The sequence below is a fragment of the Enterobacter hormaechei ATCC 49162 genome (assembly GCF_001875655.1).
Taxonomy (GTDB): domain Bacteria; phylum Pseudomonadota; class Gammaproteobacteria; order Enterobacterales; family Enterobacteriaceae; genus Enterobacter; species Enterobacter hormaechei.
In genome coordinates this window covers 2,241,492-2,265,964 of sequence record NZ_MKEQ01000001.1, presented here as the reverse complement: position 1 = coordinate 2,265,964, position 24,473 = coordinate 2,241,492, and the positions used below count along the sequence as shown (strand labels likewise).

At 58.7% G+C, this 24,473-nt stretch carries 22 protein-coding genes; 2 read left to right on the top strand and 20 right to left on the bottom strand.

The features are described from left to right. Window positions 1-6 precede the first annotated feature (6 nt). The 14 genes from BH712_RS11380 to hpaG form a co-directional block, all read right to left on the bottom strand. Window positions 7-1,854, bottom strand: coding sequence for a 3'-5' exonuclease (locus tag BH712_RS11380; RefSeq protein ID WP_006810252.1), 1,848 nt, complete (start codon window positions 1,852-1,854; stop codon window positions 7-9). 186 nt (window positions 1,855-2,040) lie between these two features. Next, window positions 2,041-2,994 (bottom strand): GTPase, encoded by a 954-nt coding sequence (gene yjiA, locus BH712_RS11375; RefSeq protein WP_006810251.1) that lies wholly within the window; start codon window positions 2,992-2,994, stop codon window positions 2,041-2,043. A 10-nt stretch (window positions 2,995-3,004) separates the two neighbouring features. Then, window positions 3,005-3,208: a YbdD/YjiX family protein gene (locus tag BH712_RS11370; RefSeq protein ID WP_003856610.1), complete on the bottom strand. Its 204-nt coding sequence runs from the start codon at window positions 3,206-3,208 to the stop codon at window positions 3,005-3,007. A 96-nt stretch (window positions 3,209-3,304) separates the two neighbouring features. Further along, entirely contained in the window at window positions 3,305-5,458 is a 2,154-nt protein-coding gene (locus tag BH712_RS11365) for a carbon starvation CstA family protein (RefSeq protein WP_006810250.1), read from the bottom strand. A gap of 332 nt (window positions 5,459-5,790) precedes the next feature. Next, complete coding sequence (locus BH712_RS11360; protein WP_006810249.1) at window positions 5,791-6,300, bottom strand: 4-hydroxyphenylacetate 3-monooxygenase reductase subunit; 510 nt, start codon at window positions 6,298-6,300, stop codon at window positions 5,791-5,793. A gap of 17 nt (window positions 6,301-6,317) precedes the next feature. Further along, window positions 6,318-7,880, bottom strand: coding sequence for a 4-hydroxyphenylacetate 3-monooxygenase, oxygenase component (gene hpaB / locus BH712_RS11355; RefSeq protein ID WP_006810248.1), 1,563 nt, complete (start codon window positions 7,878-7,880; stop codon window positions 6,318-6,320). Between the two features lie 184 nt (window positions 7,881-8,064). After that, a complete protein-coding gene (gene hpaA, locus BH712_RS11350; protein ID WP_006810247.1) occupies window positions 8,065-8,991 on the bottom strand; it encodes a 4-hydroxyphenylacetate catabolism regulatory protein HpaA in 927 nt (308 codons plus the stop codon). Further along, window positions 8,963-10,309, bottom strand: a complete 1,347-nt coding sequence (gene hpaX, locus BH712_RS11345) for a 4-hydroxyphenylacetate permease (RefSeq protein WP_006810246.1) — start codon at window positions 10,307-10,309, stop codon at window positions 8,963-8,965. Before hpaX ends, hpaA begins: the two co-directional genes overlap by 29 nt. A gap of 21 nt (window positions 10,310-10,330) precedes the next feature. Further along, a complete protein-coding gene (gene hpaI, locus BH712_RS11340; RefSeq protein ID WP_032673673.1) occupies window positions 10,331-11,128 on the bottom strand; it encodes a 4-hydroxy-2-oxoheptanedioate aldolase in 798 nt (265 codons plus the stop codon). Window positions 11,129-11,138: 10 nt separating this feature from the next. Continuing rightward, window positions 11,139-11,942: a 2-oxo-hept-4-ene-1,7-dioate hydratase gene (hpaH, locus tag BH712_RS11335; protein WP_006810244.1), complete on the bottom strand. Its 804-nt coding sequence runs from the start codon at window positions 11,940-11,942 to the stop codon at window positions 11,139-11,141. Between the two features lie 131 nt (window positions 11,943-12,073). Beyond that, the gene (locus BH712_RS11330; protein ID WP_006810243.1) at window positions 12,074-12,454 is read right to left on the bottom strand and encodes a 5-carboxymethyl-2-hydroxymuconate Delta-isomerase; all 381 of its coding nucleotides are present in this window, start codon (window positions 12,452-12,454) and stop codon (window positions 12,074-12,076) included. A 9-nt stretch (window positions 12,455-12,463) separates the two neighbouring features. Continuing rightward, entirely contained in the window at window positions 12,464-13,315 is an 852-nt protein-coding gene (gene hpaD, locus BH712_RS11325) for a 3,4-dihydroxyphenylacetate 2,3-dioxygenase (protein WP_032673672.1), read from the bottom strand. A gap of 2 nt (window positions 13,316-13,317) precedes the next feature. Further along, window positions 13,318-14,784, bottom strand: coding sequence for a 5-carboxymethyl-2-hydroxymuconate semialdehyde dehydrogenase (hpaE, locus tag BH712_RS11320; RefSeq protein WP_006810241.1), 1,467 nt, complete (start codon window positions 14,782-14,784; stop codon window positions 13,318-13,320). After that, window positions 14,781-16,058, bottom strand: a complete 1,278-nt coding sequence (gene hpaG / locus BH712_RS11315) for a 4-hydroxyphenylacetate degradation bifunctional isomerase/decarboxylase (RefSeq protein ID WP_032673671.1) — start codon at window positions 16,056-16,058, stop codon at window positions 14,781-14,783. The genes hpaE and hpaG overlap by 4 nt, the downstream gene beginning before the upstream one ends. A gap of 269 nt (window positions 16,059-16,327) precedes the next feature. On the opposite strand from hpaG, the gene hpaR reads away from it, so the two are divergent. Together hpaR and tsr are read left to right on the top strand one after the other, a co-directional pair. Then, window positions 16,328-16,768, top strand: a complete 441-nt coding sequence (gene hpaR / locus BH712_RS11310) for a homoprotocatechuate degradation operon regulator HpaR (protein WP_006810239.1) — start codon at window positions 16,328-16,330, stop codon at window positions 16,766-16,768. Between the two features lie 83 nt (window positions 16,769-16,851). Further along, window positions 16,852-18,516, top strand: coding sequence for a methyl-accepting chemotaxis protein (gene tsr, locus BH712_RS11305; RefSeq protein ID WP_032673670.1), 1,665 nt, complete (start codon window positions 16,852-16,854; stop codon window positions 18,514-18,516). Window positions 18,517-18,652: 136 nt separating this feature from the next. On the opposite strand, the gene BH712_RS11300 is transcribed toward tsr, so the two are convergent. From BH712_RS11300 to BH712_RS11275, 6 genes are all read right to left on the bottom strand, one after another. Next, the gene (locus BH712_RS11300) at window positions 18,653-19,159 is read right to left on the bottom strand and encodes a GNAT family N-acetyltransferase (RefSeq protein WP_006810237.1); all 507 of its coding nucleotides are present in this window, start codon (window positions 19,157-19,159) and stop codon (window positions 18,653-18,655) included. 29 nt (window positions 19,160-19,188) lie between these two features. Continuing rightward, complete coding sequence (locus BH712_RS11295) at window positions 19,189-19,662, bottom strand: hypothetical protein (protein WP_006810236.1); 474 nt, start codon at window positions 19,660-19,662, stop codon at window positions 19,189-19,191. Between the two features lies 1 nt (window position 19,663). Next, a complete protein-coding gene (locus tag BH712_RS11290; protein ID WP_006810235.1) occupies window positions 19,664-20,404 on the bottom strand; it encodes a winged helix-turn-helix domain-containing protein in 741 nt (246 codons plus the stop codon). 128 nt (window positions 20,405-20,532) lie between these two features. Further along, complete coding sequence (locus BH712_RS11285) at window positions 20,533-21,489, bottom strand: Csu type fimbrial protein (RefSeq protein WP_032673669.1); 957 nt, start codon at window positions 21,487-21,489, stop codon at window positions 20,533-20,535. Then, a complete protein-coding gene (locus tag BH712_RS11280) occupies window positions 21,480-23,774 on the bottom strand; it encodes a fimbria/pilus outer membrane usher protein (protein WP_006810233.1) in 2,295 nt (764 codons plus the stop codon). Before BH712_RS11280 ends, BH712_RS11285 begins: the two co-directional genes overlap by 10 nt. Further along, on the bottom strand, window positions 23,692-24,471 hold the full coding sequence (locus tag BH712_RS11275; protein ID WP_006810232.1) for a fimbrial biogenesis chaperone: 780 nt from the start codon (window positions 24,469-24,471) through the stop codon (window positions 23,692-23,694). Before BH712_RS11275 ends, BH712_RS11280 begins: the two co-directional genes overlap by 83 nt. Between the last annotated feature and the right edge of the window lie 2 nt (window positions 24,472-24,473).

Genomic DNA, 24,473 nt, shown 5'->3' with positions numbered 1-24,473 from the left:
GGACAGCTAGACCATCTTAACGCTCTTTTCCCAGGTCTCGACCAGATGATCTCGCAGATTTCCGGTTCCGTGCATGGTCACCAGAAGATTCTGTCGCGCACGGGTAAAACCGACGTAAAGGCGCTTGATATCGTCACTCAGATCTTCGCTGTCCCTTTCCTTTGCCGCATCCATAATGGCGACCGAGTTAAACTCAAGCCCCTTGCTGCTGGGCAGCGGCATGACGCAGAGGAAATCATTCTGCGGGGACCAGTGTTTTTTATCATCGCTTGAGACAATCATCTGATATGGGATCTTGCGGGCTTCAAGCCGTGGCGCGAGCATACCTGAAATGCTGTAGGTTGAGGGGCACAGTATGGCGATTTCCGACCATGCAACTCCCTGCTGTCGCTGCTCTGTGACCCAATCGAGAACGTGTGTAATCTCTTCGTCCTGATTATCAAAACTGACCAGCGCCGGATACTTCCCGGGTAGTCCTCCTGCGGCAGGCTGCTGGTATTTGAGGGACGCTTCTATGTGGTTATTGAGATAATTAAATGCAACGCTGCTGGCAAAATGGAGTATTTGCCGGGTGTTGCGATAATTGGTATCCAGAATAGTGGTACGACCCTGCGCCTTTATATCGACACTGGAAAGGGTAAAATCGAGCGCTTTCTTTTTCTGGTAGATTGACTGAGCGTCATCGTACAGGAAAAGCAGGGCGCTATCTTTATTGTCCGGCATCTTAGCGAGAATTCTTAGCCATTCTGGCTTAAAATCGTGTCCTTCATCTATCAAAACGGCGCTGTACTGCTCCGATTTGATCACTCCCTCTTCAAATGCCACCGTCAGCGCATTTTCCATCAGTTCAATAAAATTTTTGCTCCTGGGTGGAAGACGCCGGTGCGCGTTTAATTGTTGATAACACCAGGCGTGGAAATGGGTGACGTCGACAGGAAGACGCAGAGTGTGTTGCTCCAGTTGCGCTTTGAGTTTTTTGGCCAGAGTGATGTTATAGCAAACGACCAGGATCGGTTTGGTGTTTTCAATATTGTTAGCAAGTTCAATACAGCGGTGAAGTAAAATAAGGGTTTTTCCTGATCCTGCTACACCATGGATAACGCGGTGCCCCGTTCCCATGCTTCTTGCGAGCTGTTCTTGCTTTGTATCCATCATACAAACGATATCGGGCGTGTGGAGCGTAAAATTATCCAGCTCAACCCGCGTCACGGATGAATTAATACGTGCATCGGGATAAAGATGCCACCGAATGCGGTCGAGTTGTTGTGGTGTCGTGTGATGGACGAAGCGATGTTTAAGAAGGGATTCGAGCCGGGCAGAGATCTGATCTCTGGTCATAAACTCTGTAAGCTCATCTTTGCAAATCACCTGGCTGGCGGGCAGTATTTCATTCAGCTCTTCGGGTAGAAAACTCTTTTCCAGCTGTGCCCGGGTGATGTTGCTCAAATAAACACCATACCCATACGGCATAACAAAACCGCCTTCATGATCTCCCTGTTGCTGGCGAAGCAGGGGATCTTTTTTCAGGCTATTGACGATATTAAATGTATATTGTCGAACCTGTTCGAGTGGGTTCTTCAACGGCTCTATGCCGTTTTTGGTTTCATAATGAATATGCGTTTTATTAGCCGATTTTATTTTTGTGATAAACCAGTCTTTCACTTCTATAAACAGCAGTCCTTTATCGGGGGACAGAATCACAAAATCAGGATGATCGTCTTTGTCTCCCATTCGGGTATCATACCAGCAGGTACACTGTTCGCTAAGCCCACCCTCCAGAAGCCTTGCAAGCCTTTTTTCTCCGGCCATTATTCTTTCGCTACAGCTGCTAATTGTGGGAATAATCATTGCCATAATACGCCTACCAATTCATGAAAATTATACGAATCCAATTAATTAATATTGTAATGAATATTAATCAAAGCATGATTTCATTATTGGTAAGAACATTAACAGACAATATTGCAAACAGAAAGGACGAAACCCGCATTTTGCCTCACTGAAATACGCTCCCTTTATGGATTAAAAGGGAGCGAAAATTTATTTCTTCAGCCCCGCAAACGCTGCCCGAATCTCCTCTTCCGGCAGCTGTATTCCAATAAACACCATCACGCTGTGCGGCGCTTCCTCACCCCACGGGCGGTCCCAGTCGGCGCTGTACAGGCGCTGTACGCCCTGGAACAGCAGGCGGTTCGGCTCGCCGTCTATCCACAGCATCCCTTTGTAGCGCAGCAGCTTGTCGGCAAACGACAGCAGCAGGTTCTCCATCACGCGGGAGACCTCGCTGATGTCAACCGGGTAGTCCAGCTCCACCACAATCGACGCCACGTCGTTTTGCTTGTCGGATATAAAGTGGAAGCGCGGCTTCGCGGTGACGTTCTCCTCCAGCATAAAGCCGTTGGTGTTGAACAGCTGAGCGAGATCGATATCGCCGTGCGTCACCGTGTAAATCGGCGCACGCGAGTTAATGCGCGTCAGGCGCTCGCGCAGTTTCTCGCTTGCACCCGCCACGTCGGTTTTGGTCAGCAGGATGCGGTCGGCGTAGCCCACCTGGGACTGGGCGATGGTGAACTGGTTCATCTGCTCGTCGGCATGGACCGCGTCGACCAGGGCAATCACGCCGTCCAGCAGGTAGCGCTGGCAAAGGATCTCGTGCGAGAAAAAGGTCTGAATAATCGGGCCGGGGTCGGCCATGCCGGTGCACTCGATTACCAGGCGGTCGAAGTCGATGTCCCCACGATCGCGGCTGTCGAGCAGGTCCAGCAGGGCGTCTTCTAATTCGTTAGAGCGGGTGCAGCAGATGCAGCCGTTGGTCAGGGTTTTGATCTGCGTGGCGCGGTCGCCGATTAATTGATCGTCAACGGAGACTTCGCCAAATTCGTTTTCGATAACGGCGATTTTGAAGCCGTGCTGTTCATTCAGGATATGGCGCAGCAGGGTGGTTTTACCGGCGCCGAGGAAACCGGTCAGCAGGGTAACGGCAATCGGGGTCATGGTTTCTCCTTTAGCAGCAGCGGACGCCGCCTTCTCCACTTCCGCCGTAGCGCGCTTCCTGACGCTCGCGGAAGAATTCAGTGTAGGTCATGTACGGCTTATCCGGATGGTTGGTCTTCATATGCTCAACGTAGTTGTCATAGTCCGGAATGCCAATCAGCATTTTCGCCGCCTGACCGAGGTATTTTTTTGCTTCGCCTAAGTTACCAAACATAATGCATCCTGATAAGACAAAGCCCGGTGGCGCTACGCTTACCGGGCCTACAGTACCGTTGTAGGGCGGGTCAGCGTAGCGCCACCCGCCATTTTTTTAATGGTGCGAAGAGGTCTTCACGCCGCCTTCCGGTACCGGCACGTACGGGGTCTCTTTATCCGTACGGCCTTCGGCGTTGCGCACTTTCATCCAGGTTTTGATGCCGTAGAAGATAATGCTGTACACCACCACCAGGAACAGAATGCTCAGACCCGCGTTGGTGTAGTTGTTCACCACGATATGGTTCATGTTGGCAATCTGCTGCGCGGTCAGATCCGCGCCGCCTGCGGCAATCTTCTCTTTGTACTGGTTAGCCATGAAGAAGAAGCCTTCCAGCTGCGGGTTGGTGCTGAATAGTTTCAGACCCAGCGCCCAGGTGGTGCAGAGCAGCAGCCACAGTGCAGGAACGACGGTTACCCAGATGTATTTGGTGCGTTTCATCTTCACGAGGACAACGGTACCCAGCACCAGGGCCACAGCCGCCAGCATCTGGTTAGAGATGCCGAACAGCGGCCACAGGCTCTTCACGCCGCCCAGTGGGTCAACAACGCCCTGATACAGCAGGTAACCCCACAGGCCTACGCAACCCGCAGTACCCAGCACACCGGCTACCAGAGAGTCGGTTTTCTTCAGGAACGGCACGAAGTTACCCAGCAGATCCTGCAACATGAAGCGGCCTGCACGCGTACCGGCATCCAGCGCGGTGAGGATGAACAGCGCTTCAAACAGAATACCGAAGTGGTACCAGAAGCCCATGTCCGCCCACGGCAGCACTTTGTGGAACACGTGTGCAATGCCCACGGCCAGCGTCGGTGCGCCACCTGCGCGGTTCAGCACGGACGGTTCGCCGATGTCTTTCGCGGTCTGCATGATCTGCTCAGGCGAAATCACGAAGCCCCAGGAGCTGACGGTCGCCGCCGCGTGTGCGCTGGCATCTTTCAGCTGCGCCATGATCAGCGCGGTGTTTTCGCCGCCCATCTCGTGCAGGTTTGGCATGGTGATGCCGAGACCCGCTGGCGGGGTGTTCATCGCGAAGTACAGGCCAGGCTCAATAATCGACGCCGCAACCAGCGCCATGATCGCCACGAAGGATTCCATCAGCATCGCGCCGTAACCGATAAAGCGCGCGTCGGTTTCGTTGGCCATCAGCTTCGGCGTGGTGCCGGAGGAGATCAGCGCGTGGAAGCCAGATACGGCGCCGCAGGCGATGGTGATAAACAGGAACGGGAACAGGGCGCCTTTCCACAGCGGACCAGTACCGTCAATGTACTGCGTCACCGCCGGCATTTTCAGCTCCGGGTTGATGATCACAATACCAATCGCCAGCCCGACGATAACGCCGATTTTCAGGAAGGTCGCCAGGTAGTCACGCGGGGCCAGAATCAGCCACACCGGCAGCAGCGCAGAGATGAACGCGTAACCGATCAGCGCGAAGGTGATGGTGGTGTCTTTAAAGGTCAGCGCCGGGCCCCAGTACGGGTCGTGCGCAATCACGCCGCCGAAGTAGATGGACGCGACCAGCAGCACGATACCGATGACCGACACTTCACCCACGCGGCCAGGGCGCAGGAAGCGCATGTAGATGCCCATGAACAGCGCAATCGGTACGGTAGAGCAGACGGTAAAGACGCCCCACGGGCTTTCGGCCAGCGCTTTCACCACGATCAACGCCAGCACCGCCAGGATGATGATCATAATCAGGAAGCAGCCGAAGAGGGCGATCGTGCCCGGCACGCGGCCCATCTCCTCTTTGATCATCTCGCCCAGCGACGAACCGTTACGACGCGAGGAGATAAACAGCACCATAAAGTCCTGCACCGCACCCGCCAGCACCACGCCTGCCAGCAGCCAGAGCGTACCCGGCAGGTAGCCCATCTGCGCGGCCAGCACCGGGCCGACCAGCGGGCCAGCGCCTGCAATGGCGGCAAAGTGGTGACCAAACAGCACGTAGCGGTTGGTTGGCACGTAGTTCAGGCCGTCATTGTTAATGACCGCCGGGGTGGCGCGCGTCGGGTCGAGCTTCATGACCTTCTGCGCGATGTACAGGCTGTAGTAGCGATAAGCCACAAGGTAGACGGAAACCGACGCGACCACGATCCAGAGGGCGCTGACGTGCTCGCCCCGGCGTAATGCGACAACCGCCAGACAGAAAGCACCGATGATCCCGAGTAAGGCCCAGGGCACGTGCTTGAGTAGTTTTTTAGTATCCATAGTAAGACCTGGTTTTTTATGTAAAGAAAAAAGGGTCAGGGTTCGTTGTGAGGAGGTATTGAGTAATGCTGGAGCGATCGTGCCAGATCCTCGCGCGTGTAAAGCACGGTAAATGGGTGAGTGGTTGAAAGCGATGCGTGAGCGGTCAAAAGCGAGGGTAAGTGGTTTAGGCTCACCCCCGGCGGGCGAAAATATGTGATTGAGATCACTAAGGATAATCTAATCCTGCGGGGGAAGGCTGGCCCTGCGCGCCAGCCTTCCCGGAAAGCGATCTTATGGCGTGTTAACCGCGAACCTTTGCCGAAACGTTAGCGTTTTTTTGCGCAACGGGATCACACCGCGGCTTCCATCTCCATCATCACCGGGTGGAAACGGCGCTTGAAGTAGATCAGGCCGTGCCCCTCGCTGCTGAGGATGATGTTCTTAATTTCCACGAGATAGACCAGATGGGTGCCGATGGTTTGCACCTGGGCTATCTCACCTTCCAGGCTTGCCAGGGCGCCCTTCAGTACCGGCTGCGCCAGCGGGCCTTTCTGCCAGCAGGAGAGAGCGAAGCGCTCCTCCATCGCCATGCCGGTCATCCCGGCGAAGTGGCGGGCCATGATCTCCTGCTCGTGGTTCAGCACGTTGACGCACAGTTTGCCGTTGCCCTGGAAGACCGGGTTCATGGCGCTGTTGGCGTTGATGCAGACCATGATCGAAGGCGGGGTGTCCGTTACCGAGCAGACAGCGGTGGCGGTAATGCCGCAGCGACCGGCGTCCCCCTCGGTGGTGACCACATTCACCGCCGCCGACAGGCTGGCCATCGCGTCGCGAAAACGCAGGCGTTCTTCTGTTTGCATTGAAACCTCCCGCTGCGTTATTTCAGCAGCTTATCCAGCATGTTGATATCAGTGTTGTTGTGCAGGTGCGGTACGGTCCAGCCGTGCTGGTCGTACTCGGACATGCAGCGGTCAACCATCGCCATCATCTTGTCCATGTTGCCGGAGCTTTGCGCCTGACGCAGGCATTGCAGACGGATTTCATCCTGGCTACCGGAGTAGTTGATTTCGTACAGCTCGTGACGTCCGCCAAACTCGCTGCCGATGGCATCCCACATCAGTTTCAGAATCTTGATGCGTTCGACATGATCCATTCCGTTGGAGCCGCGCACGTACTTCGCCAGATACTGGTCGATCTGCGGGTTGTTCAGGTCACGGGCGCTGGACGGCAGGTAGATCAGCCCGGAGGTGACGTTACGTTCGATGATGTTCTTGATCTTCGCATAGGCCATTGGCGCCATCACACGGTAGGTCTGCAACGCCGCGTGGTCAGGCAGGTACGCGCCGTTCACCCACGGCGTGGCTTCGGAGCACATGGAGTCGCTCAGCGCCCAGAACATGTTGCGCCACGCCACCACTTCGCCGAGATCTGCCTGTACGCCACGGAACTCAAGGGTGCCGGTACACTCCAGCGATTTTTTCAGCAGGGCGGTGATGAAGTCGAGCTTCACCGCCAGACGCACGCAGGCCTGAAGCGGGTACATGCGGGCGAAGCCACCTTCCATCGTCCAGCGACGGCAGCGGTCGAAATCGCGATAGATGAGCACGTTTTCCCATGGGATTAGCACGTTATCCATCACCAGGATCGCATCGTTCTCGTCGAAGCGGCTGGAGAGCGGATAGTCGTACGGAGAGCCGGTGGCACCTGCCACCATCTCGTAAGAGGCGCGGGAGATCAGCTTCACCCCTTCGGCGTCCATGGGGGCGACGAACATCAGCGCGAAGTCCGGGTTTTCGCCCATCACCTGCGCCGAGCCAAAACCGATCATGTTGTAGTGGGTCAACGCCGAGTTGGTCGCCACCACTTTCGCGCCGCTGACGATGATCCCGGCGTCGGTCTCTTTCTCCAGCTTGATGTAAACGTCTTTCACCTCGTCCGCCGGTTTGTGGCGGTCGATCGGCGGGTTTACGATGGCATGGTTAAAGTAGAGGCCGGTTTCCTGAATACGGGTGTACCAGTTGCGGGCGTTCTGCTCGAACTGACCGTAGAAGGCAGGGTTCGCCCCCAGCGCGCAGCCGAACGCCGCTTTGTAGTCCGGCGTACGCCCCATCCAGCCGTAGCTCAGGCGCGACCACTCGGCGATGGCGTCACGCTGCTGGCGCAGGTCGTCGGCGCTTTTCGCCACGCGGAAGAATTTATGGGTGTAGCCGCCGCTGCCGGTGTCAGTGCCCCAGCAGAGGGTATCCTGCATGTCTGGCTTGTGCAGGGCGTCGTACATCTGGGCGATGGACGCCGCCGCATTGCGAAATGCCGGGTGGGTAGTGACGTCCTTCACGCGTTCGCCGTAGATATAAATCTCACGGCCATCTTGCAGGCTTTTTAAATACTCTTCACCGGTTAACGGACGTTTGGCATCAGCGCGGAAATCTTCAGGCTTCATAGGGACCTCGTATCGGAAGATGGTTGTTAAATTTATGTTTTGTTTTTGTTGTTTAATTGAAGCGTGAGAGGGGCGGAACGTGAAGGGACGATTGGGACAACGGCAGGTACTTTTCGGGTGGAGAGGGGATTTGTGATCGTTGTCCCCTCACCCTAACCCTCTCCCCACAGGGGAGAGGGAACAATTACACCCTCTCCCCTGTGGGGAGAGGGCCGGGGTGAGGGGAAACCGGTACTTTCTGCGCCCGATACGCGCTGGGTGAGCACCCCGTCAGCCGGTTAAAAAACCGGGCGAAATAGGCCGGATCTTTAAACCCCAGCTGCCAGGCAATTTCGCTCACTGTGCTGTCGGAAAACAGCAGCAGCCGTCTGGCCTCCCGCAGCTGCCGGTCGAAGATCAGCCGTTTCGGCGAGCGGTTGGCGAAGCGGCGGCAGATGTCCGTCAGGCGGGATTCGGTGAGGTGCAGTTCGCTGGCGTATTCCGGCACCGTCCAGTGCTCGTGGTAGTGCGCATCTGTCAGCTGATTAAAGCGCTGGAACAGCTTCAGCTCGCCGCGCATACCGCCTGAGGCGTGGTCGTCGAGCTTCGCGTTGCGCAGCAGCAGGGTAAACACCGCCTGCGCCAGAAGGGTCAGCGTATATTCACGTCCCGGCAGCTGTTCCGTGGATTCCCGGGCAATGAGCTGCCAGTAGTGCTTCAGCGCCGCCAGTTCGTCAGGCCTGTCGGCAAGCGACAGGCAGATCCCCGGCAGGCCGAACGCTTCCCGCGTGCCGGGGTAGAGCACTTCTAATAGCGGCCAGATGAGATCCTCGCGCACCGTCAGCACGTGACCGTCGCTGTCGGATTCGGTGATAAACGCGTGCGGCACCGACGGCGGCGTCAGCACAAACAGCGGGGCCTGCACCGAGTAGCGGTGATCGTCAAGCTGAAGTTCAATCTGTCCGGTATCGAGAAAGTGCATCTGAAAATACTGGTCGTGACGATGCGCCTGCATGTCGCGGCCAAAAAAGGCCGCCATGCGGGCAAACGACTGGTAATGCACATCGTCGGTGCCCAGACTTTCGTCGTACTCCTTGCTGATATCAATGTTGGCGATGGGGCTCAGGCACATGATCGTTCCTCTGTTGATCCCGCTGCGTCATCGGAATGCGCGTCAGCACCAGCGCGCCCACCACCAGCAGACCCGCCACGAACCACAGCCCCGAGCTAAAGCTGCCGGTCGCGTCGCGCAGGATCCCAATCAGCAACGGGCTGACGGCAGATCCGACGTTGCCGATGGCGTTGATCACCGCCAGCGCCACCGCGCGGGATTGCAGGCTAATCACCTGGTCCGGCGTGGTCCAGAAGATCGCCATGGCGGTAAACGATCCGGTTGAGGCCATGATGATGCCAAGCAGCTGGATCAGGCTGTGATCGGTCGCCGAGGCCAGCATCCATCCCGCTGCCGCAAACAGATACGGCAGGATGGTGTGCTTTTTTCGCTCTTTCAGCCTGTCGGAGCGGCGGCTCCACCAGATCATCCCGAGGATGGTGCAAAACTGCGGGATCGCCGCCAGCAGGCCGATGACGATATTGCTGCTTCCCGTGTTGAAGCTTTGCAGGATCTGCGGCGTCCAGATGTTGATGGCGCTGAGTGTGTTGGTCAGGCAGAAGTAGGCCAGCGTGTAGAGCAGCACCGCCGGAGTCAGCACTTCGCGCAGCGTCGAGCGTGGCGTGACGGATTGGGCAATGGCGACCTCCTGCTCGCGGGCGATCATCGCTTTCAGCGCCTGCTTTTCGTCATCGTCCAGCCAGGTGGCCTGATCCGGCGTGTCGTTGAGGTAAAACCAGGTCACGACGCCGAGCACCACCGACGGCAACCCTTCCAGCAGGAACAGCCACTGCCAGCCTTTCAGGTTCCACAGCCCGTCCATTGCCAGGATGTACCCGGAGAGGATCGAGCCGAGCATCATGGTGACCGGCATGGCAATCATAAACAGCGCGTTGGCGCGGGCGCGATGATAGGCCGGGAACCACCAGGTGAGATACACCAGAATGCCCGGCAGGAAACCGGCTTCGGCAATGCCCACCAGCATGCGCAGCACGTAAAGCGTTTCCGGGCTGGTGGCGAACATGGTGCAGGTGGAGGCGATGCCCCATACCACCATGATCCCGGCGATCCAGCGGCGGGCGCCGACCTTCGCCAGCATGATGTTGCTCGGGATGCCGCACAGCACGTAGGTGACGTAAAACAGCGTCGCGGCCAGGCCAAACATGGTGGAGGTGAGGCCCAGATCTTTGCCCATCGTCAGTCCGGCAAAGCCGATGTTGATGCGATCGAGAAACGAGAAAACAAACAGGATAAAGAGAAACACGATCAAACGACGGAACAGCTTGTTGATCGCGCGATGTTCTATAGCTTTCTTATCTTGCAGGGTAGAGGTCGTCATGGTGCGCTCCAGATCTTACGTTTAGTAGACGGATTTATTGTTATTCACTGACGTAACCGGTTGTTCGATAAAGCGCGCCGCCAGCGCTTCCGCGCCACGGGCGAGCAGAGTGGTATCCACGCCGACGGCGACAAACCGCGCGCCGAGTTCAAGGTAGCGTTTCGCCAGCTGCTCGTTCGCCATCAGGATGCCGGGCGCTTTACCCGCGCTCAGGATCTGCGCGATCGCCTGTTCAATGGCGGCCTGCACCTCCGGGTGCTGCGGGTTGCCAGCGAAGCCCATGTCGGCGCTCAGATCCGCCGGGCCGATAAACACCCCGTCGACGCCTTCCACGTCCAGGATCTGCGGCAGGTTTTTCAATGCCATGCGGGTTTCGATTTGCACCAGCACGCACATGGCGTCGTTAGCCTGATGCAGATAGTCCGGGATGCGGTTCCAGCGCGACGCCCGCGCCAGCGCGCTGCCAACGCCGCGAATGCCCGCAGGCGGGTAGCGCGTGGCGCTCACCGCCAGCCGCGCTTCGTCGGCGTTTTGCACCATCGGCACCAGCAGGGTTTGCGCCCCCACGTCCAGCAGCTGTTTGATCTGCACCGGATCGTTCCACGACGGGCGCACCACCGGCTGGCTGGGATAAGGGGCGATGGCCTGTAGCTGGGTTAAGATGGTCTGCACGCTGTTTGGCGCGTGCTCCCCGTCGATCAGCAGCCAGTCGAAGCCTGCTCCGGCCAGTAGCTCTGCGCTGTAACTGCTGGTCAGCCCCAGCCATAACCCGATTTGCGGACGGCCCGCCTTCAGCGCCGCTTTGAATGCGTTTTGCATGGTCATCTCCTTATACAAAGCGGCAGCTGATGGAGCCCATGTTGCCGTAGTCGACGTGGAAGGTGTCGCCCCTGCTGGCGGGTACCGGGCGGGTAAACGAGCCGCCGAGGATGATTTGCCCTGGTTCAAGCTGCACATCGTATGGCGCGAGTTTGTTCGCCAGCCACGCCACGCCGTTCGCCGGGTGGTTAAGCACGCCAGCGGCAACGCCGGTCTCTTCGATCACGCCGTTGCGGTAGAGCAGGGCGGAGATCCAGCGCAGATCCAGCTCGTCGGGTTTAATTGGGCGGCCGCCGAGGATCACGCCCGCATTGGCGGCGTTATCGGAGATGGTGTCGAACACCTTGCGCGGGCGCTGGGTTTCCGGGTCGATGTTGTGGCAGCGGGCGTCGATCAGTTCCAGGGCGGGGATGACGTAGTCCGTGGCGTTGTAGACGTCGAAGATCATGCAGTTCGGGCCGCGCAGCGGTTTTGCCAGCACGAAGGCCAGCTCCACTTCAATGCGCGGGACGATAAAGCGATCCACGGGGATGTCGCTGCCGTCGTGGAAGAACATGTTGTCCAGCAGTGCACCGTAGTCCGGCTCGCTGATCTGCGAGCTGGCCTGCATCGCTTTGGAGGTGAGGCCGATCTTGTGGCCTTTCAGCACACGGCCTTCGGCAATTTTCAGGTTCACCCATTCGCGCTGGACGGCGTAGGCGTCTTCAATGGTGATCTCCGGGTACTCCAGCGAGATCGCGCGGATTTGCTCCCGGGATTGTTCCGCCTGATGCAGGCGGTGGGCGATCAGAGTATGGGTGTGTTTGTCGAGCATGGCGATATCCTGTTGTTATTTGTTTTCTCCCTCTCCCTGTGGGAGAGGGCCGGGGTGAGGGCATCAGGCCGCAGAGATTTCCCCTCACCCTAACCCTCTCCCCAAAGGGGAGAGGGGATCGATCAAGCGTGTTACTTAAACAACGCGTGCACGTTGTTCTGCTTGTAGTTGAGCGTCGGATCGAGTTCTTCCATGGCGAACGACAGCGCCAGATAGCGCTCCGCCATCAGCTCCGCGAAGTGCGTTTTGATCAGCTCAAACAGCATCTCCCCCACGGCTTCCCGGCTCTCCAGGCTGCGCCCGGCACCAATCTTCAGCGTCATATGCACAAAGGCGTAATCGTGCCTGCCGTCGGCCATCTGCCAGGTGTCCAGCCAGTGGGCGCGGCTGCGGATACCGCCGATGGGGAAGATGCCCGTGGCGGCCAGCGCCTCGTTCACTTTGGCGAACAGCCCCGGCAGGTCGGCCTGCTCGCGGATGTTGTCGGTACATTCAGCAATAAAATGCGGCATGGTGACTCCTTACGCGGGCAGCGGGAAAACGGCGTTAACCTGACCAGTGCCGGAACTGGCGAACAGCTCGGTGAGGAACTCCACCTTGCCGTCGTATTTGTCCCAGCCGAGCATCCCCAGCAGCATCACCGTGTCGTGCATGTTGCCCTCGCCATAGCAGTAGTCGGCGTATTCCGGCAGCATGCTGCAAAACTCCTTAAACTGGCCTTCGCGCCACAGCTTCACCACCCGCTCGTCCATCTGGCGGTCGAACTCGCGGGTGTAGCTGTTCATCCCCTCCTCCGCGCGCTGATCATCGATAAAGCGGTGCGAGAGCGAGCCGCTGGCGAGCACCGCCACGGTGCCGTCGTATTTTTCGATGGCGCTGACGATGGCCTCGCCCAGCCTGCGGCTGTCGGCGAAGTCGTGAACCGTGCAGAACGCCGAGATGGAGATCACTTTGAAGTGCTTATCCGCGTTCATGTAGCGCATCGGCACCAGCGTGCCGTACTCCAGCTTGAGGCTCGGGATGTTGTGCGCTTTGGCGCGCACGCCACGCTTCACCGCCTCGTCGGCGATCAGCTGACCGAGTTCCGGGTTGCCGTCGTAGTCGTAGGTCATGTCGCGAATAAAATGCGGCAGCTCGTTGCTGGTGTAGACGCCTGAAAAATGGTCCGCGCAGTTGATGTGGTACGCGCTGTTCACCAGCCAGTGGGTGTCGAACACGATGATGGTGTCCACGCCCAGCTCGCGGCAGCGCTTGCTGATCTCTTTATGCCCGTCGATGGCCGACTGGCGGCAGCCGTGGTTTTTGCCCGGCAGTTCGGAGAGATACATCGACGGGACGTGGGTGATTTTTGCCGCTAACGCTAATTTTCCCATGATCAGATCCCCCATTTTGGAATCGGATGGTCGCCCATGGAGATGCAGACGTTCTTCATCTCCGCGAAGACTTCAAAGCTGTACTCGCCACCCTCGCGCCCGGTGCCGGAGGCTTTCACGCCGCCAAAGGGCTGGCGCAGGTCGCGCACGTTCTGGGTGTTAACGAACACCATGCCCGCTTCGATATTGCGCGCCAGACGCAGCACTTTGCTGACGTCCTGGGTCCAGATATATGACGCCAGCCCGTACTCCACGTCGTTCGCCAGCCGCAGGCCCTCCGCTTCGTCTTTGAACGGCAGGAGGCAGGCCACCGGCCCGAAGATCTCCTCCTGCGCCACGCGCATGCGGTTATCAACATCCGCCAGTACGGTCGGGCGCAGGAAGTTGCCGCCCTTCAGGTGCGCAGGCAGATCGGTTGGTTTGTCCGGGCCGCCCGCCAGCAGGGTCGCGCCTTCTTCAATACCGAGACGGATATAGCCGGAGACTTTTTCCCAGTGTTGCTGGCTGATGAGCGCACCAATCTGGGTGTTCGGATCGGTCGGGTCGCCCACGCGCAGGCGGCTGGCGCGCTCGGCGAAGCGCTTGACGAATTCCGGGTAGATGCTCTGCTGGATAAAGATGCGCGAGCCAGCGGTGCAGCGTTCGCCGTTGATGGAGAAGATGGTGAACAGGGCGGCGTCCAGCGCACGCTCGATGTCGGCGTCTTCAAAAATCAATACCGGCGATTTACCGCCCAGCTCCATAGAGTATTTCTTCAGCCCGGCGTTTTTCATGATGTTGCGCCCGGTGGCGGTCCCGCCGGTAAAGGAGACGGCGCGCACGTCGTGATGGCGCACCAGCGCGTCGCCCGCCGTCGCGCCATAGCCCTGCACCACGTTCAGCACGCCCGCCGGAATGCCCGCCTCCAGCGCCAGCTCGCCCAGACGGTCGGCGGTCAGCGGCGAGAGTTCAGACATCTTCAGCACCGCGGTGTTTCCCAGCGCGAGGCACGGCGCAACCTTCCAGGTGGCGGTCATAAACGGCACGTTCCACGGCGACACCAGCGCGCAGACGCCCACTGGCTGCACCAGGGTGTAGTTGAGCATCTTGTCATCGACCGGGTAGGTTTTGCCGTTCATCTGCTGGCACACCTCGGCGAAGAATTCAAAGTTGTGCGAGGCGCGCGGAATGAGCACGTTTTTGGTCTGGTGGATCGGCAGGCCGGTGTCGGCGGTTTCCATCGCGGCAATGTCCGGCACGTTCTGGTCAATCAGATCGCCCAGGCGACGCATCAGGCGCGCGCGCTCCTTCATCGGCAGGTTGGCCCATTTCGGGAACGCCTCTTTGGCGGCGGCAACGGCCTGATGGATTTCGGCTTCCCCGCCGGAGGCCACTTCAGCCAGCACCTCGCCGGAGGCCGGGTTGGTGGTGTGGAAGTACTCACTTCCGGCGACGTTTTTCCCGTTGATCCAGTGGTTAATCTTTTTCATTTTGCGGTCTCCTCACTGACAATTCGGTTTACCAGACGGCCTACGCCTTCCACTTCCACCACCACCTCATCGCCCGGTACCACGTCGGACAGCCCCTTCGGCGTGCCGGTGGCAATCATGTCGCCCGGTTGCAGGGTCATAAACTCGCTCAGATACGCAATCAGGAATGGGATGCTGAAAATGAGATCGGCGGTGGTGCCTTCCTGACGCAGTTCACCGTTGACGAAGGTGCGCAGGGTTAAGTTGTGTGGGTCAGGAATGGCTTCTTTTGGCACCACGTTCGGGCTGATGGGGGTCAGCCCGTCGCGGCTTTTCACCCGCAGATTCGGGCGGTAGTAGTTTTCGAGATAGTCGCGGATGGCGTAGTCGTTGCACACCGTGTAGCCCGCCACATACTCCATCGCCTCGGCTTCGCTCACCTTGCGCGCGGTTTTACCGATGACTACCACCAGCTCGGCCTCGTAGTGCATATAGTCGACATTGTTCGGGCGCACCGAGGTCTGGCCGTCGCCGTTAAAGGTGTTCGGCGCTTTGATAAACACCAGCGGCTCGGTGGGCGGCTTAAAGTCCAGCTCGCTGGCGTGGTCGGCATAATTCAGACCGAGGGCAAACAATGTGGCGTGCGGCGGCGTGCGTTGAGCGATGGCAACGTCGCGTTCATTGACCACCGGGTTTTCCAGCGGCGGGAAACCTTCCGCCAGAATGCGCACGCGATCGCCCGGGCGGATCTCCACGCGGCTTTGCGGGGTGCCGAGCAATATCGCATCACCGGGGTTCAGGGTGGCGAATTCGCTCAGGGCGCTCAGCAGTTCGGCGGCGTTGCGGTGCAGATCGGCCGTGTTCCAGTGGTCCGCTTCGCGACCGTTGATCTCGGTGATGATGGTCAGGTTATCGACGTTATCAACGGCGACAGGTTCGCCAAGCGGGCAAAAACCATCCCGGCATTTGGCCTTGATGGCCGGGCGGTAGAAGCTCTCTTCCGGCAGGCTCACCTCGTTGGCGAGCGCATACCCGGCGATGTACGCCGCCGCCTCTTCAACGCGTACCTTGCTGGCGGTTTTGCCCACCACCAGCGCTACCGTCGCACCGCTTAACACGGTTTCTCCCTGCGGGAAGGGAATCGGTTCGCCTGCGCGGATAACGGTGTTATGCGGCTTGATAAACCACACCGCCGTTTTTGGCGGCGCGTTATAGGGGGCTTTTTCAAACGCTTCAGCCCAGGCTGTGCGCTGGCTTTGATGGTTTAGCGCCACGGCAAAAACAGTACCTTTCATTCCCATACTCCTCAGACCGGCTGTCCGGTTTTGATTTTCATTAATATGTTAATGATCTGGTTTTATGCTTTTGCTGTTCGTTTCGCAATCAGAAGTGAATAATTTGTGATATGAATAACAATAAATTTACATAAATGAGTGGATTTGCATTTAAATCAATGCATTAAAAAAATGGCGTTGTTTCTGTTACACTTTTTGGGTTAAAACAGGTTGTCTATAAAAGCATCTGTTTTTAATTGTTTACTTGTTAATGATGTAAGGGGAAGGTGATGCATGACTCATTAACCATCGCGCTGTTGCAGGCGCGTGAAGCGGCGATGGGCTACTTCCGCCCGATAGTGAAGCGGCATAATCTGACCGAGCAGCAGTGGCGTATTGTCCGCGTGCTGGCCGAGCATCCTTCCATGGATTTTCACGATCTGGCGTTTCGCACCTGCATTTTACGCCCGAGCCTGACCGGCATTCTGACGCGGATGGAGCGCGACGGTCTGGTGCTGCGCTTAAAGCCGGTGAACGACCAGCGCAAGCTGTACGTGTCGCTGACGAAAGAAGGCAACGCACTGTACCAGCGTGCTCAGGCTCAGGTGGAAGAGGCGTACCAGCAGATTGAGGCGGAATATACGCCGGAGAAGATGAAGCAGCTCACGGCGCTGCTGGAAGAGTTTATTGAACTTGGAAACCGACATATTGCCGCGCGGGACGAAGAGTAAAAACCCTAAATTCCAGGATGATTTTCGTAAAGTTTTCCCTTTCCAGGCCGAAAATTCTGTATCTGTCTGAGGAAAGAGAAAACATGTTAAATCGTATCAAGATTGTCACCAGTCTCATGCTGGTTTTAGCGATATTTGGCCTTTTACAACTCACATCCGGTGGTCTTTTCTTCAATGCCCTGAAGCATGACAAAGAGAATTTCACCGTCCTGCAAACCATTCGCCAGCAACAATCCACCCTGAACGGTAGCTGGGTGGCGCTGCTGCAAACCCGTAATACCCTGAACCGCGCGGGTATCCGCTACATGATGGATCAGAACAACATCGGCAGCGGCTCAACCGTCAACGAGCTGATGCAGATTGCCTCTGCGTCTCTGAAACAGGCGGAAAAAAACTGGGCCGATTACGAAGCACTGCCGCGCGACCCGCGTCAGAGCGACGCTGCGGCGCTGGAAATCAAACGTAATTACGATATCTACCACGGTGCGCTGGCTGAGCTGATCCAGCTGCTGGGGGCAGGCAAGATCAACGCGTTCTTCGACCAGCCGACCCAGAGCTATCAGGATGGCTTTGAGAAGCAGTACGTTAACTACCTGCAACAGAACGACGCGCTGTATCAGACCGCGGTTGAAGACAGCAACAGCTCTTACCGCCAGGCGATCTGGGTGCTGATTAGCGTGCTGGTTGCGGTGCTGGTGGTGATTGTTGCCGTCTGGCTGGGCATTCGTCAGGCGCTGATTTCACCGATGAACCGTCTGATTGACAGCATTCGTCATATCGCCAGCGGCGATCTGGTGAAGCGTATCGACGTGGAAGGCTCCAACGAGATGGGCGAACTGGCCGACTCCCTGCGCCACATGCAGGGCGAGCTGGTGCGTACCGTGGGTGACGTGCGTAACGGCGCGAATGCCATCTACAGCGGTGCGAGCGAAATCTCGATGGGCAATAACGATCTCTCATCCCGTACCGAACAGCAGGCTGCCTCTCTGGAAGAGACCGCCGCCAGCATGGAACAGCTGACTGCCACCGTGAAGCAGAACGCCGAGAATGCCCGTCAGGCGAGCAACCTGGCCCTGAGCGCATCCGAAACCGCGCAGAAAGGCGGTAAAGTGGTGGATAACGTGGTGCAGACCATGCGCGACATCGCGGGCAGTTCGCAGAAAATCGCTGATATTATCAGCGTGATCGACGGTATTGCCTTCCAGACCAATATTCTGGCGCTGAACGCGGCGGTAGAAGCGGCGCGTGCGGGCGAGCAGGGCCGCGGCTTTGCGGTGGTTGCAGGTGAAGTCCGTAACCTGGCGCAGCGCAGCGCCCAGGCAGCGCGGGAGATCAAGAGCCTGATTGAAGACTCCGTGGGCCGCGTGGAAGTGGGTTCAACGCTGGTAGAAAGCGCCGGTGAAACCATGGGTGAGATCGTGAATGCGGTGACCCGCGTGACCGACATCATGGGCGAGATTGCGTCTGCGTCTGACGAGCAGAGCCGCGGTATCGACCAGGTGGGGCTGGCGGTAGCGGAGATGGATCGCGTGACCCAGCAGAACGCCTCGCTGGTGGAAGAGTCTGCTGCTGCGGCGGCGGCGCTGGAAGAGCAGGCGAGCCGTCTGACGCAGGCTGTTGCGGTGTTCCGTATTCAGCAGGAGCAGATGAAGGCGCGCGAGTTTGCCTCCGCGAAAAGCGTTGCCGCACCGGTCGTGGCGCGTAAACCAGCGACCGCAGACGCGGGCGATAACTGGGAAACGTTCTGACGCTGTGCTTTTTGCCGGGTGGCGGCTGCGCCTGACCCGGCCTACGGGGGGCGTTTCGCCGGGTGACGGCTGCGCCTGACCCGGCCTACGGGATGGGTTTTTGTAGGCCCGGTAAGCGCAGCGCCACCGGGCGATACTACAGGGGCAGGCGCATGGCGCAGCGGGAACCATACGCTAAACCGTGCGCCGCCTCTTCTTCGCGTTTCTGGCGCAGCTCCGGCGTCAGCGTCGTCATCATTTCAAACCCCAGCCGCGCATAGAACGGCGCATTCCACGGGACATCACGAAACGTCGTTAACGTCAGCGAGTTCAGGCCGAGACTGCGAGCATGCGCCGCGGCACGGGCAATTAACTGGCGTCCGAGACCGTGTCCCTGCCAGTCCTGATGAACAGAGAGTTCCACAATAAACAGCGACGATGGATGGGCTTCGGTGAGAATAAACCCCACCGGCCTGTCGTCTGCCAGCGCCAGCCAGCTTGATCCTCGCGCGGCATAGCCGAGGTGATCCTCAACGGAAATGACCTCGCCGTCGGCAAGCCAGGCCAGCTCAGGAACGTCGCGAAACCGCTGCCCGGCCGCACGTTCGATCGCGGGCAGGGCGGTAACGTCATCGCGGGTTGTGGGGCGAATAGTCATGTTCATGGCGGGAAGTATAGCCTGACCGACCGCTATTACTCCGAGCAGACCAGCACCGGCGAGTAAAAATTGCTGATCACCAGCGCCTTATGCGGCGTACGCTCTATCGTCAGGAGCCTTTTTTTCCCCAGCGTCAGGCCAGCCACGTACTTTTCAAATACCCCCGGCGGCATGGCGTCATGGCTGAAGCGCTCCACTTTTTGAATGATAATTTCATACAGCGCTCCCTCAACGTGCCGCCATTTAAACATCTCCTGACGAGAAACCTCCCAGCTTTTCGGAGCATTCTCAACGTTGCCGTTTAGCGTGATGTAGCCCGTTTTATCGGGGTGAAAATGCATGATGATCTCCCCGTCGAACGTGAACTCGTGGTTATCGCGCCTGTCGGAGAAGGTCAGATTTCCATCGCAGGCCACCGACAGCGGGGGCGTGTAGACATACCACGCCAGCGCGGCGCCCAGAAGCAACAGGTTAAGGACCAGTATTAGCCACACTTTTTTGTGTTTCATATCACCACTCGTAATAGTAAAGCGTACGACAGGCGCTGGCTTTATCGTGCGTGAGCGAGCACTGGGAAAGCACCAGCCGCCCTTCATGGCCGTAGAAAAGCGTTCTCTGAATGTGCATGTAAAAGATCGAATTTTTCAGGCACGGGAGATGACCGTCCTGCTGAAGGTTTTGCGCCAGGGCAATGGCCCTGTCATGGAACACATCCGCCAGCGGCGTAAAGGTGTAGACCGGACACTTGCCGATATGGGTAAGCAGGTGAATGTCACTCTGTGGTGCATCGGGCTTAATGGCCGTTATCCAGACGCACAGCGCAATAATCGCCAGCGTGAACGCGCCGCAGAACAGCCGTTCCGGACGAACGCGCCATGCCGGTTTTGCCGTTTCGGCCGCGGGTGCCCCTTCCTCCAGCGTCGTCACCGTGACGTCCGCGCAGAGCATAAAGCCCGTTTTCGGCACCGTGACGATAAACAGCACGTCGGGAACCAGGCTGGCCAGCATTTTGCGCAGGATGCTGATGTACTGGTTTAACGAGTTGTTGGAGCCCTGAAGCCCGCGCCGATCCCAGACGTCATGAAGGAAAGTTTCCCGTTCGACAACGTTCCCGTGATGCTTCACCAGCAGCTTCAGGATGGTATTGGCCGTACAGGTGAGGATCTGCGCATCCTCTTCCGGCGCATTGACAGGAGTAATAATGCCGTCCTCGTCATTGTAAATGAGGGCGTCAGCAAGCAGGTATTTCATAAGGTGTTGTAATACAGACAGAGATATTCAATTAAAAAACCAGGCATTACGTCTTAGTAAGCAGCGTTATTGGTTATTTTAGCGTCACTGTTACCGATAACATTGATCCAGACGGTTTTTTGGTGAGGTTAATAAGTCAGTGTGACTATCACGTCATCAATAAATTCCCCCGTCCCGCTCAGGGGCTGGGCCGGAACCTCCCCGTATACGGTGAAGTTCTGCGTGCCGCCTGCGGGGTTGGTGACGTTCAGCGTATCGCCGCTGCTTCGATCGCCCCAGCGCTGCGTCGCGCCCGCATCCTGCCAGAGTCCATAGCGCAGGCACTGGCCCTCATCGTTGCAAAGCTGCCGCCAGTCGCCGCTGGCATGATTGCCTTTCCCCATGGCAAGGGTGAATGCGGTACCGGCCGGGCAGCGCGTGGTGAGGGTTGCCGTCGAGCGCGTGGGGCGCAGCGTGGCGGTGCTGGTCAGGGTGCCGAAGTTCAGCGGCGTGACACGCTCTATGTAGCATCCTTCGCTGATTTCGGCCTGCGCATTGCTCCCGCCCTGCACCTGTTCCCCCTCCGCAGAGCCGTCAGCACAGCTTTGCAAGGCATCCTGGCGGGTGGCGCTGTGCCAGGCGATACGCAGGTTCATGTTGTAGTTGTAATAGTGGGTCGCGAGGAGCTGGCTTTGCCCCGCTGGCAGGGTGGCGATAAGCGGAAAACTGCCGCTGACGCTGGCGTTGCTTCCCGCAGTGATGGTCTGCTGGATGAGATCCCCGCGGCTGGCGGGGCCTAACTCCTGCGAGCGCGCGAGGCCGTTAAGCAGTCGAAACAGCAGGGTGTACTGTTTTCCCTCCTGGTCGCCCGTCGAAAGCATCTGAAAGGGCGGGGCGTCGATGCTGCTCAGACAGACGTTGATATATTCTGCCGTGCCGTAGTTGTCGGCCTGACAGCTAAACTTTACCTCGGTGTGGGTTGAGGCTGCGTTACCCGCCACGACGTTGCCGAAGTTAATAACGGCGGGGGAGGTGATCCAGCACGCTGCCGCCATCGCCTTCATGGACAGCACAAGCAGCAACGTTAACAGCGTTTTTAATGACACAGTTGTTCTCCAATATTGATTACGGTTGACGAGGTGCGCGGGGCCGGAAGCGTGACCCGGCACTCGCCTTCACCGGTTTTCACCACCAGCTCGCCCGGCAGGGGCGGATCTTCAAGCCAGATAAACCCGTCGCGACCCACAATGGTGGCGCCGTGTGGCGTTGAAACGACGCTGCCCAGCGGCAGCGGCTGGCGGTGTCTGTCGACCAGCCGGGCCTGAACCGTCATGGCGCGATGGACGTTAAAATCGACTTTCACCGCGTTACCGTTGCCCGGTCTGGCATACATGTCGGTGACGGGGGCGATGACGTCGGGCGGCAGTTCCAGCGGATCGATGGTGACTTTGCTGTTGTGGTAGCGCGGCAGGTCGGTCAGCAGAAGGTATCCTTGCTCATCGGTTTCACCCGCGCGGCGGTTTTCCAGCATCACCGGTACATGCCCGATACCACGCGTGGAGACCAGCGGCAGACCCTGCTGGCTGTAGCGTAAAGCGTGCAGGCTGTTGTCCAGCAGCGTCAGGCTGCCTTCGGCCGAGGCGTACTGGTTACCCGCGTTAGCGCTCTGCTCCAGCCCGACGTGCCACTCTCCGGCGCGGCCAAGGTAGCCTGCGTCTGCATACCTTTCCCGGTTTTGGCCAAAGCCCTGCCCCAGCTGCCAGGACCAGCCGCCCGCCTGATTGTCTGGCTGGTGGCGATAGTCCATACGCGGCCGGTCCCGGCTGGCCTGAACCGAGAGGGTGTTCTGGCGGCCCAGCGGGACGGAGAGCATAAGCTGGACATTGCTCGACGCGTCCGTAAACGAGCGGGTATAGCTCAGCGTGGTGGAGAGATGTGCTGGCAGCGAGACGGACCATGAGGCATTAAGATAGCGCTGTCGGTTGCCCTGTATATTTTGCTGCACCCAGCCCGCCCCCAGCGTGCCGAAATGGGGAAATGCGTGGCTAACCCATACGCTATCGCTGCGTCTGACGGGCGCGGCCCCGCTCATGCGGGCGTTATCCGCGAATGCGGCGTCGGTGCGAACGGTGCTGGCGGAAAGCCCCGTCCCGCTGCCATTCCACTGCCAGCCGAGGCCCCACTGCATCCCCTTCCCGTAGGCGCTGTCGCTTAGGGCGATGTGCGGGCTAAGAATGCCCGCAGTGGGGGAGATCAGCCAGTCTGCGCCTGTACCCACGTTGCGCAGCTTTCGCTGCTGTTCCGTATGCAGCGCCAGCGTCAGCTGGTTATTCACGCCATAGCGCCAGCCGGCATCGAGCATCGGCGAGGCGGCATAGTCATCGGATCGCAAGGTATAGTTTTGCCGCATCCAGCCAATGTCCAGCGAACCGCTGCTAAGCCCCTCCGCCAGCATTCCCGGCGCGCCGTACAAATCGAGCTGAACGGTACGCCGCTGGCCGTTGATGTCGGTAATCACCACCTGCGCCTGCCCGCTGCCGGTAAAGGAAGGCAGGGTATCGAGCAGAAAATCACCCGGCGTTACCTGCTGGCTGCTCTGCTTAAGGCCGTCGATGTAAAGATCGACCGTTGAAGGCAGGATGGCCGTGTCGCTGTAACGGCTGCGCGGTTCGGTGTTGAGTTGCGGATTAAGCTCAAAATTGCGCGCCCAGTGCAGCCCGCCGAAGCGGACCTGGCGGCTCCAGCGCGTGCCGGTGGTGATGCTGTCCCCCAGCGCCAGGCTGGTCAGCGAGTCTGCGTTATCCCGCTGCCAGCGGGTTTCAAGACGCGTGTGGGTGGGGCGACCCGCGCTGTTTTCCTCCCCCGCATGGCTGGAAAAGCTGCTGCTGAACAGGCCGGGCAGCGGCCCGGAGGCGGACAGCGTGGTTTGCGCATTAAGCTGGCGTTTTCCCTCGGACTCGCTGGCATAGAGCGCGTACCCGAGGGTAAAGGCGCTGATGGGCTGCGCTTCAGGATAGCGGTACTGCGAGGGAGGCCTCCCGAACGTTACGTGCTGCTGACCCTCAAGCGCCTTCGCCTCGGCGTTGATAGTCACCTGCTGCGAAAGCACGTCGAGGCTGACCTTCAGGCCCGGCAGGGACGTCAGTTCAACCCACTCGCTGCGGCCTTCCGGGGCGCGAAGCCCCAGTTTTGCGATATCGCTGCGGCCAATCCACAGGGCATCACCCGCAACGCGGCAGGCCCACAGCTCACCGCGCGGGGCGTGGTTAACGGTAATGGCCAGCCACTGAACGGCGTCGACGGGAGATTCAGCCCGGGCTGCTGACAGAATGAGCGGTAGCCAAAGCAGGAGCGCGAGCAGCGAGCGGACGCAGGGGGATCTGGCTGGCATGGCGATCGTCATTGATGTAGGCGCGTAACGCGCTGAGCGAGTGGCGGGGAGTCTGCTTGAGCGGTACAAGCGCGGTCTGGCCCGGCAGAACATAGCCCGCCAGCCCTTTGACCGATCCGGCAACCTGCCCGCTGGCCGTCAGGACCTGAAGGTGGCTGAGGCGAATATGGCGGTTTCCGGCGTTATAGCAGCGAAGCGTTGCCGGGATTTCGGCCTGTTCGCAGCTCAGGTCATCCTGGCTGAGGGGCGTTGTCTGGCTTCCGGCTATGAAGACCGGAATCGAGTAACGCAGCAGGAAGTGAACGGCGCTGGGGTTGGCGGCACGGGACGCGGCGTCTGGCAGCTCATCGATGACCAGCCGGTAGCTTTGCTCCTGTTTATGCGCACCCGGCTGCATCACGATAATACGCACCAGCTGCTGCTGGCCCGGCGCCAGCGAGGTCATCGCCGGGCTGCTGACGACCTTTTCGGTTGCTTCCAGAACATCCTTGCCGTTTTTCTGGGACCATTCGTACACCCGTATCTGAGCGTGGATGGCCGTTTTCCCACTGTTCGTGAGGTAAACGGCCGTGGCTCGTTGGCCGCTCTGCATGTCGAGCGTCACGGGCGCGACCTGAAGCGTGGCGGCCAGCGCGTACCGTGACAGCAGCGCCAGCATCATGAACCAGATAATGAAGCAGGGAAGAAAGCGACGCACGA